The organism is Streptomyces sp. NRRL S-1022, from assembly GCF_000720135.1.
In the GTDB taxonomy this organism is placed as follows: Bacteria; Actinomycetota; Actinomycetes; order Streptomycetales; family Streptomycetaceae; genus Streptomyces.
The window spans coordinates 563,292-573,041 of record NZ_JOIU01000008.1 but is presented as its reverse complement, the minus strand read 5'-3'; the positions used below and the strand labels follow the sequence as shown (position 1 = coordinate 573,041).

Annotated in this window: 9 protein-coding genes; 2 read left to right on the top strand and 7 right to left on the bottom strand. The window is 71.1% G+C overall.

Annotated features, from left to right (window positions below):
• The first annotated feature begins 105 nt into the window (after positions 1–105).
• Positions 106–672, top strand: a complete 567-nt coding sequence (locus IG05_RS0113160; RefSeq protein ID WP_030342189.1) for a GNAT family N-acetyltransferase — start codon at positions 106–108, stop codon at positions 670–672.
• Here the strand turns inward: IG05_RS0113160 and IG05_RS0113155 are convergent.
• The 7 genes from IG05_RS0113155 to IG05_RS0113125 all read right to left on the bottom strand — a co-directional run bounded on the left by IG05_RS0113155 (position 669) and on the right by IG05_RS0113125 (position 8,733).
• Positions 669–2,159 (bottom strand): type IV secretory system conjugative DNA transfer family protein, encoded by a 1,491-nt coding sequence (locus IG05_RS0113155; protein WP_030342187.1) that lies wholly within the window; start codon positions 2,157–2,159, stop codon positions 669–671. The genes IG05_RS0113160 and IG05_RS0113155 overlap by 4 nt on opposite strands.
• Before the next feature lie 67 nt (positions 2,160–2,226).
• Positions 2,227–3,639: an ATP-binding protein gene (locus tag IG05_RS0113150; protein ID WP_030342185.1), complete on the bottom strand. Its 1,413-nt coding sequence runs from the start codon at positions 3,637–3,639 to the stop codon at positions 2,227–2,229.
• A 12-nt stretch (positions 3,640–3,651) separates the two neighbouring features.
• Positions 3,652–5,208 (bottom strand): SCO6880 family protein, encoded by a 1,557-nt coding sequence (locus IG05_RS0113145; RefSeq protein ID WP_030342184.1) that lies wholly within the window; start codon positions 5,206–5,208, stop codon positions 3,652–3,654.
• Complete coding sequence (locus tag IG05_RS0113140; RefSeq protein WP_030342183.1) at positions 5,205–6,554, bottom strand: hypothetical protein; 1,350 nt, start codon at positions 6,552–6,554, stop codon at positions 5,205–5,207. The genes IG05_RS0113145 and IG05_RS0113140 overlap by 4 nt, the downstream gene beginning before the upstream one ends.
• Positions 6,544–7,371 carry a hypothetical protein gene (locus IG05_RS0113135; RefSeq protein ID WP_030342182.1) on the bottom strand — a complete coding sequence of 276 codons (828 nt, stop codon included), beginning with the start codon at positions 7,369–7,371 and terminating at the stop codon, positions 6,544–6,546. Before IG05_RS0113135 ends, IG05_RS0113140 begins: the two co-directional genes overlap by 11 nt.
• A 141-nt stretch (positions 7,372–7,512) precedes the next feature.
• On the bottom strand, positions 7,513–7,821 hold the full coding sequence (locus IG05_RS0113130) for a hypothetical protein (RefSeq protein ID WP_014673544.1): 309 nt from the start codon (positions 7,819–7,821) through the stop codon (positions 7,513–7,515).
• A gap of 306 nt (positions 7,822–8,127) precedes the next feature.
• Positions 8,128–8,733 (bottom strand): TetR/AcrR family transcriptional regulator, encoded by a 606-nt coding sequence (locus IG05_RS0113125; protein ID WP_030342181.1) that lies wholly within the window; start codon positions 8,731–8,733, stop codon positions 8,128–8,130.
• 53 nt (positions 8,734–8,786) lie between these two features.
• Here IG05_RS0113125 and IG05_RS0113120 point away from each other — a divergent pair, with 53 nt between their 5' ends.
• A complete protein-coding gene (locus IG05_RS0113120; RefSeq protein ID WP_030342180.1) occupies positions 8,787–9,713 on the top strand; it encodes an oxidoreductase in 927 nt (308 codons plus the stop codon).
• Positions 9,714–9,750: the final 37 nt, after the last annotated feature.

Below are 9,750 nucleotides of genomic sequence, written 5' to 3'. Positions count from 1 at the left end.
TGGTACTGCAGGGGGGACCCTGTGGGAGAGTAGGACACCGCCGAACAATTTTTGAGGAAACCCCCGCACTTCGGTGCGGGGGTTTTCTGCGTTTAGGGTTGTTCCATGACCGCACCGACCGGGAACGACTACGTCGTCCGCGCGATACGCCCCGCCGACTGGGAAAAGGTGAAGCAGCTGCGGCTCGACGCGCTGCGGGACCCGATCGCGCACCTCGCCTTTCTGGAGACCTACGACAACGCGGCCGCCCAGCCGGACTCCTTCTGGCAGGACCGGGCCGTCGGCTCCGGCGAAGGGTCCACCACCGCCCTGCAGTTCATCGCCGAGGCACCCGACGGGACCTGGGCCGGCTCGGTCACCGTACTGATGGAGGAGGCCGGGACGCAGGACTGGGCCGGATACCCGGTCGAGCGGCGGCAGGGGCACGCGGTGGGGGTGTTCGTCCGGCCCGAGCACCGCGGGAACGGGCTCGTCCAGGCGCTGTTCGAGGCCGGCACGGCCTGGGCGTGGGAGCAGCGGGCCGAGCGGGTGAGGCTGTTCGTCCACGAGGAGAACGCGCGGGCGCAGGCGGCGTACCGCAAGCTCGGCTTCGAGCCGAGCGGGCGGGTCGTGTCGTTCACGAAGGACGAGGCCGAGAACGAGCTGGAGTTCGTCCTGGAGCCGCCTGCCTAGACCGGGAGTTCCTGGTGCGGCCAGCGTGAGCGGGCCTGTTCACGGGAGCGGAGCAGGGCGAGCGCCGGCAGACCCTGGTCCGCTCCGGTGGCGAGCAGGGCGGGCAGCTCGGGGAACGGGGCCACTGCCGCGACGTCGTCCAGGACCAGGGTGAGTGGTGGGTCGAGCCGACCGGAGGATGACCGTTCGGCCATGCGCCGGCCGCGCTCGACCACGCTGGAGACGAGGGCCGTCAGGAGCGGCATCGCGCCGGGCCTGCTCCGCGGGTCCTCGATGGATTCACCGACCACATAGAGCGTGCCCCCTTCATGGAGGAAGGAATCCAGGACCAGCGCGTCAGTTCGGTTCGGGGTGCAGGCCTCACGGACGTTGACCGTGGACAGGGCCGACAGGGCCCGGCTGGTCAGTTCCTGGGCGATGTCACGGCGTTCGGGATGGGCGGTGAGCGCCGCCTCCAGTTCGCCCGCCGCTCCTGGGGCCGCTTTGGGGTGGGTGCGCAGGGTGCGGACGGCGTCCTGCACCTGGGTGCCCTGGGACCAGCGGTGGACGTGGCGGATCGTGCGGCTGTCCAGGGCGGCTGCGTGCAGGTAGCTGCGCAGGAGGGTGGTCGCCGTGTCCGCCACCGCCTGGTCGATCTTGGCGGTGGGCTGTACGGGGGCGAGCAGGGCGGTCGCCCTGTGCAGGGCCGTCTGCTTGTCCTCGCAGCCGACGGTGGGGGACCAGTGCAGACGGGCCGGGGTGTCGCAGAGGTGTGTGGGGTCGTAGAGGAGGACGGGGCCGAGTTTGGCGCGGGTGTCCTTCGTCTCCGTCCACAGGGCGGGGTTGGAGGTGACGAGGAGGACGGGGCCTTCCGCGTCGCGTACCGCCCGGGCGGCGGCGGCCTGGCGGCTTTCCCTGGGGGCGATGAGGAGCTTCTCCCATCCGCCCGTCCGTTCCTCCCCGGCCGGCCGGGGGTCCGGTGGCGGCGGCGCGGGCTCGCTGCGCGGTGCCGGGACCTCATGCGGTGGCGCGGGAACCACGGGCACCGGCGCAGGGCTGAGGACCTCGGGGGCGGCACTCGCCGCCACCGCGGGCGCGGCACCCGCCGGTGCCGCCTCCTCGGCCGTGGCAGCGGTCCGCCGTGCCTTGTTCGCACGCCAGCGGGCCACCGTTCCCAGGACGAACATGACGAGGACGAAGAGGATCATCAGCTGGCCGATGAACAGGCCCCAGAACAGGCCCCAGCCGGACAGCCGGGCCGGTGGGGTGTCGGGCCAGGCGCCGGTGATGTCGTGCGGCCGGCCGATGAGGTGGCGCATGGCCAGGGGGGTGCGGGTGAAGGTGACGCCGCTGGGCCAGGCGCCCTGGGCGAACCAGGCGGCCAGGCCCGTGGCCGTCCACACCAGCACGGTCATGCCGAGCAGGAACGCGAGCATGCCGATCAGCAGGCCGTCGGGGATGCCGCCCCGGCCCTCCCGGAGACGGTCACGGCGGTCGTCCGGTCTCACCCTGTACTCCCCTGCGTCCCCTGCTGCCCCTGCTTCTCCTACGCCACCGTTCTGACGCCACCGCTCCTTAAGCCACCGTCGACTCCGAGTCGCCCAGGTGCTGCTCCACGAAGGCCGCGGCCCGCTGCTCCGCCTCCAGTTCGGCGGCGCGCAGGGCGTCGTCGGCCGCGAGGTCGCTGGAGGACTCGGTCATCGCGCGGTCGGTGAAGACCAGTGGCCGTTCCGTCTCCGTGATCAGGTGTTTGACCACCTGGACGTTGCCGTTGACGTCCCAGACCGCGATGCCGGGGGTGAGGGTCGGGATGATCTCCACCGCCCAGCGGGGCAGGCCCAGGACCCGGCCGGTCGCCCTGGCCTCGTCGGCCTTCTGGGCGTAAATCGTCCTGGTCGACGCCATCTTCAGGATGGCCGCCGCCTCCTTCGCGGCGGCGCCGTCGACCACGTCGGACAGGTGGTGGACGACCGCGACGAAGGACAGGCCGAGCCGGCGCCCGAACTTCAGCAGCCGCTGGAACAGCTGGGCCACGAAGGGGCTGTTGATGATGTGCCAGGCCTCCTCGACCAGGAAGATGCGCTTCTTCCGGTCGGGGCGGATCCAGGTGTGCTCCAGCCACACGCCGACGATGGCCATGAGGATCGGCATGGCGATGGAGTTGCGGTCGATGTGGGACAGGTCGAACACGATGAGCGGTGCGTCCAGGTCGATGCCGACGGTCGTCGGGCCGTCGAACATGCCCCTGAGGTCACCGTCGACCAGGCGGTCCAGGACCAGTGCCACGTCGAGGCCCCAGGCGCGTACGTCGTCTATGGCGACGTTCATCGCCTCGGCCGACTCCGGCTCGGGGTGCCGTAGCTGCTCCACGATGTCGGTGAGGACCGGCTGGCGGTCGGTGATCGTCTCGTTGACGTAGGCGTGCGCGACCTTCAGGGCGAAGCCGGAGCGTTCGTCCAGGCCGTGGCCCATCGCCACCTCGATGATCGTGCGCAGCAGCGCCAGCTGGCCCGTGGTGGTGATCGACGGGTCCAGGGGGTTCAGCCGGATCCCGTGGTTCAGGGCGGCCGCCGGGTCGAGCCGGATGGGGGTTATCCCCAGCTCCTGGGCGATGAGGTTCCACTCGCCGACCCCGTCCTCGCCCTGGGCGTCCAGGACGACGACCTGGCGGTCCTTGAAGCGGAGCTGGCGCAGGACGTACGTCTTCTCCAGCGCCGACTTGCCGTTGCCGGACTCGCCGAGGACGAGCCAGTGCGGGGCTGGCAGCTGCTGGCCGTACAGCTGGAACGGGTCGTAGATGTAGCCCTTCCCGGAGTACACCTCGCGGCCGATGATGACGCCGGAGTCGCCGAGGCCGGGCGCGGCCGTGGGCAGGTAGACGGCCTGGGCCTGGCCCGTGGAGGTGCGCACCGGCAGCCGGGTCGTCTCCACCTTCCCGAAGAGGAAGGAGGTGAAGGCCTCGGTGAGGACGGACAGCGGATCCCGCATCGGCGACAGCCCCTACCTTCGGATGCCGGTGGCGAAGGGAAGTGTGTTCACGAAGGCGCGGTGGTGCTCCCGGTCGCACCACTCCAGCTTGAGGTACGACTTGCCGGCGGAGGCCCTTATCGTCCGCTTGTCGCGGGCGAGGGCCTCCGGGGAACGGGAGGAGACGGTGATGTAGCCGACCAGGTTGACGCCGGCGGCGCCGCTGGCGAGGTCCTCGCCGCGCTGGTCGAGGCGGTTGTGGGCGGCGATGTCCCGGGGGTCGACGGTCCGGTTCATCTTGGCGGCGCGGGACGCCTCGGCCTCGTCGTTGGTCTTCTCGGTCAGCATGCGCTCGATGGCGATCTCGGTGGGTTCGAGGTCCATGGTCACGGCGACCGTGCGGATGACGTCCGGGGTGTGGACGAGGAGCGGGGCCAGGAAGTTGACGCCGACGGGTGTCATCGGCCACTCCTTCACCCATGCGGTGGCGTGGCACCAGGGCGCGCGGGTGCTGGACTCCCGGGTCTTGGCCTGGAGATAGGTGGGCTCCACGGCGTCCAGCTCGGCCGGCCAGGCGTTGCGCTGGGTCATCGCCTGGATGTGGTCGATGGGGTGGTCGGGGTCGTACATGGAGTGGATGAGGGAGGCCAGCCGGCCCTGACCGAGCGGCTGGCGCACCCGGATGTCGGCCTCCTGGAGGCGCGAGCAGATGTCGGTCAGCTCGCGGGCCATGACGACGGCGAGGCCGGCGTCGCGGTCGACCTTGCCGCCGTGGGCGCGGGCGGCGCGGGCCATGGCGTGGGCCTCGGCGGCCAGTTCGCGGCTGTAGTGCATGCAGGCGACGAGGTAGGCGCGGTGCTGCTCGCTGCTGGTGGACACCATGGACTGGAGCTGGTCGTAGGACTGCTGGAGCCAGCCGGGGGCGCGGGTGTCGCCGCGCTGGGCGACGTCCTTGGCGTGGGCGTCGGGGTCGGCGGGCAGGGTCCGGGCGAGCATCTGCAGCCGGGTGACGAAGCCGTCCCCGTTGGCGACGTGCTTGAGCAGGGTGCCGAAGCGGTCGACCAGGGCCTCCTGGTCCTCGGAGTCGCGCAGGCCGACGCCGGGGCCCTCGATCTCGATGGCGGCGGTGACGGTCTTGCGGTCGGCGTGCAGGAGTACGGCGATCTCGTCGGGCCCGAAGGGGGCGGCGAGCCAGGTGATGCGGCCGATGCCGGGCGGCGGGCCGACCTCGATCTCGCGGCCGTCGAGCCGGGTGCCGGCCTCCATGGCGGTGGAGCGGTAGGCGGCGCCGCGCTTGACGGTGCGCTTGAAGGAGCGGTTGATCTCGAACCACTTGTAGAAGGTGCGGCGCTTGTACGGCACGTAGACGGCGGCGAGCGCGAGCAGCGGGAAGCCGGTCAGCAGCACGATGCGCAGGGCCAGGACGGGGACGAGGAGGCCGCACATCATGCCGAGGAAGGCACCGACGACGATCAGGGCGATCTCGCCCGACTCGCGGTTCCGGCCGATGATCGCGTTCGGCCGGGCGCGGCCGATGAGATACGTACGGCGGGGCGTGACCGGATGGGACAGGTGGGACTCGGTCGTCAACGCCCTTCACCTCCCGAGCGGTTGTTGCGGGTGTTGCTGGCGTGCGGGGTGTTGACCGGGCTGGACGCGCGGGGCGCGGGCGCGGCGGAGGGGACGGCTCCGCCGGTGCCCCCGGCCGGGGTACGGCTGCTGTGGGCGGCGACGCCGCCGGTGGCGGGGTTGGCCGGGCGGGGCGTGCTGCCGCCCGCTCCCGCGGTGTTGTCGGCGCGGGTGCTGTGGGTCTTGATGCCCTGCGCGACGAGGGTGGCGGGGGAGCTGATGACGGCGGCGGCCTTGCTCTCGGCGCCCTGCATGATGCGGTTGTTGCGGGAGCCGGCGAGTTCGTCGCCGAAGCCGGGGACGAAGCGGTAGATCATCGCGCTGGCGAAGATGGCGAGCAGGATGATGGCGAGGCCGGAGACGACGGCGGAGAAGGCGTCGGGGCCGCTGTCGCCGGAGAGGGCGCCGGCGAGGCCGAGCACGATCACGATGACCGGCTTCACGAGGATGACGGCGATCATGATGCCGGCCCAGCGGCGGACGTGGCCCCACAGGTTCTTGTCGACCAGGCCGGCGTAGACGACGGTGCCGAGGAGGGCGCCGACGTAGAGCAGGGCGGCGCGGATGACCAGCTCCAGCCAGAGGACGCCGGCGGCGAGGATGCTGACCAGGGACACGACGATCAGCATGATGGGGCCGCCGCCGATGTCGTTGCCCTTCTTCAGGGCGCCGGAGAAGGTGCCGAAGAACGTGTCGGCCTGGTCGCCGGTGGCCTTCGCGAGGACGTCCGTGACGCCGTCGGTCGCCGATACGACGGTGTACAGGATGAGGGGGGTGAAGGCGGAGGCCAGCACGGTGAGCCAGAGGAAGCCGACGGCTTCGGAGATGGCGGTGGTGAGGGGGACGCCGCGGACGGCTCGCTTGGCGACGGCCAGCAGCCACAGCAGGAGCGTGAGGATGGTGGAGGCGGCGAAGACGACGGCGTACTGCTTGAGGAACGCCTGATTGGTGAAGTCGACGGTGGCGGTCTCCTTCACGGCGTCGCTGAGCTTCCCGATGGTCCACGACGCGGCGTCCGCGCATCCCTTGGCCAGGGAGGCGAGGGGGTCGAGCGTCTCGGTGAGGGGGTTGCCGGGGGTTCCGCCGGAGGATCCACCGGAGCCGTTGTCGTTTTCGCAGAACTTCCGGGCCGCACCATGGACCAGGTCGCAGGTGTCGCTGCTTCTCGTGGCGGTGGGCGTAGGGGTGGGCGAAGGCGAGGACGGGGGTGTGGGGTCGGCGAAGGCACGCGTGGCCATGAGGATCGCGGCCGTCTGGACGGCGGTGACCGCGCCGGTCAACGAGAGTACGCGGCGGTTAGCGGGCATAGGTGAACCCTCCGTACTCATCGACGGCCTTTGACATCTCGCCGGCACTGGAGGCCCTGTCGTCGCCGGGAACAGGCGCAGGGCCGTCCTTCTGGGAGTGGGTGATGATCTTCCAGTCGCCGTCGACCCACTCCAGCTTCATCGTGATGGTGAACCAGCTGTTGGTGACCGGGTTCGTGGAATTCTCGCCCGCGAGACCGAGCAGACCGCTGCACCAGACCTCGACCGTGGCCGTGTCGCCGGTGGACTCGGTGACCTTCGTGCCAATGGGACTGGTGCGGGAGACGAACGTATAGCCCTTCGGGGCGGTGCCGTCGTCGTTCAGGCCGAGGCTCTTGCTGAGGGCGGGGGTGTACGCCTTGTCGAACGCCGCCTCGGAACTCATCACCCCGGAAGGAGTCATGACGGCCTGCAGGATGGCATCGCGACCGGCCTTGGTGAACATGTCGGCCGATCCCAACGCCACCGCGTAGTTCGCCGCTGCGCTCTGGGCTCCCTGGTCCGTGTGCGGGAAGCCGTTGGGGATGCTGCCGGTTTTCGTGTCGACCGGCTTGGCCCCGCTGGCCGCGGTCGAGGCCGCTCGCGGCTGGGCGCCCTTGGCGGTCGTGTCGTCCCCGGCCGAATCGTCCCCTCTGTTGGCGAAGGCGATGGCGGCGATGAGGAGGACTACTACGCCTACCACCGTGACCAGGCTGCGGGAGGAGGTGCGGTGGGGGCGGCGGGGGGCGCCGCCGTAGGGGTCGGGGTCGGGGAGGCGGGTGCGGGTGTGGCCCGTCTCGGGGTAGTCGGTGTAGGCCTGTTCGTCTCCGGGACTCATGCCGTCTGCGCTCCCTCACCCTCGTAGGCGTACGACGGTAGCCGTGCTGGTTCCCGCGGGGGCGCGGTGTGGTGACTCGACATCAGGGAAACGCAACCTCAGCCGGTGGGCACGACGGGTGGGTGGGGTGGAGGGGACGGGCTAGACCGCCATGCCGTACACGATGGTGAACAGCGTGCCGAGGGACCCGATGATGAACACCCCGGTGAGGCCGGCGATGATGAGGCCCTTGCCCTGTTCCGCGCTGAAGGTGTCCCGGAGGGCCGTGGCGCCGATGCGCTGCTTCGCCGCGCCCCACACCGCGATGCCGAGGCAGAGGAGGATGGCCACGGCCATGACCACCTCGATCATCACCTTGGCCTCGTTGCCCAGGCTGCCGAAGGGGCCCCAGTCCGGAGCGATCCCGCCGATGATGGTGTTGATGTCTCCCTTGTCGGCCGCAAAGAGCATGTAAGTCACCGCCCCTGGTGGGTAGTTCCGTGTGTGCCCCTGCGGTGTGCAGAGGTCAGGCCTCATTGTCGCCGACAACGCCGCCAACGTATGTCGACTTGACGTCATTGACTGGCGGGTTTCGTACGAATAGCCCGTGCGGTCACTCTGTGTATCACGGCAGGTCACGCCGGGCAACGATGACCTTCTTTTCGGCCCGGCACGGTTTCTGACGGCTGGTCGGGTGAGGCGTCGCGTCGATGTTCTCACGCAACGACGGGAAGGCGGGTCGTGGCCCGTCTTCCCGTGTGCCCGCTGGCGTGCGGGTCAGCGTGGGCGCAGGCCGTGCAGCAGCAGGTGGACGTGTTCCTCCAGGCCGGCCAGGGCCTCCGCCGCGTCGAGGGCGCAGCCGGCGATCAGGGCGGCCAGGCCGTGCATGCTCGCGGCGGCGACGGTGGTGATGCGCTCGGGGTCGCCCTGGACTATCTCGCCCCGCTCCTGGGCGTCCGCGATCAGCCGGGTGAAGGTGCCCAGGGAGCGGTCCACGGCCGCCGCGAGCTGGGCGGTCCGGTCGGGCTCGTGCTTGCGCGCGAACATCAGCTCCAGCAGTACGGGGTTCTCGACGGCGAAGCCCAGGTAGGCGCGGGCGAGGGCGGTCAGCCGCTGTTCGAGGGACGCGTCCGCGCGGTCGGCGGCGGTGGTCAGGGCCTGGTTGAGGCGTTCGTACCCGTCCAGGGCCAGGGCGTCGAGCAGGGTCTGCTTGTCCTTGAAGTGCCGGCCGGGGGCGGCGTGGCTGACGCCGAGGTCCCGGGCGAGTTCGCGCAGCGAGAGCGCGCCGGTCCCCTTCTCGCGCAGCGTGCGCTCGGCGCTCCTGAGCAGGGCGGCGCGCAGGTCTCCGTGGTGGTAGGGGCGGCTCGCGGGCATGTACGTCATCGTATCCCGATGTTGTCGTTGACAGCATTGTTGTCACTGCCTACATTGAGGCCATGACGGATACGACCGGCTCGCGCGGCAAGCGCGGCAAGTGGAACGCGACCCTCCTCCCCGACCTGACCGGCCGCACGGCCCTGGTCACCGGTGCCAACAGCGGCATCGGCCTCGTCACCGCCCGGGCGCTGGCCGGGGCCGGGGCGCACGTGGTGTTCGCGGTACGGGACCTCGCCCGGGGCGGCGCCGCCGCGGCGCGGGTGCACGGCAGCACCGAGGTGCGCCGGCTGGACCTGGCGGACCTCGACTCTGTGCGCGAGTTCGCCGCCGGCTGGGACCGCCCGCTGGATGTGCTGATCAACAACGCCGGCGTGATGATGCTGCCCGAGCGGCGCACCGAGCAGGGCTTCGAGATGCAGTTCGGCACCAACCACCTGGGGCACTTCGCGCTGACCGGCCTGCTGCTGCCGCACGTGACCGACCGGGTGGTGACCGTGTCCTCCGGCGCGCACCGCTGGGGCGACAACGTGATCCACTTCGAGGACGTCAACCTGCGCGGGAACTACAGCCCCACCCGCGCCTACGCCCAGTCCAAGCTGGCGAACCTGCTGTTCACCCTGGAACTCCAGCGGCGCCTGACCGAGGCCGGGTCCGCCGTACGGGCCCTGGCGGCCCACCCCGGCTGGGCGGCCACCAACCTCCAGAGCCACGCCGCGAACCCCGTGACGAGGGCGGTCATGGTGGTCGGCAACAAGTTCCTCGCCCAGGACGACACGGCCGGCGCCCTCCCCACCCTCTACGCCGCCACCCAGGACCTGCCCGGCGCGGCCTACGTCGGTCCCGACGGCCCCGCCGAGATGCGCGGCGCCCCGGCCCTGGTCGGCCGCAGCGCCGCGGCGAGCGACCCGGCGGCGGCCAGGCGGCTGTGGACGCTGTCCGAGGAGCTGACGGGCGTGCGGTGGCCGCTGACGGCGACGGCACGGTGACGGCGGGGCCGCTGCCGGCGGTCCCACGTCAGGAGAC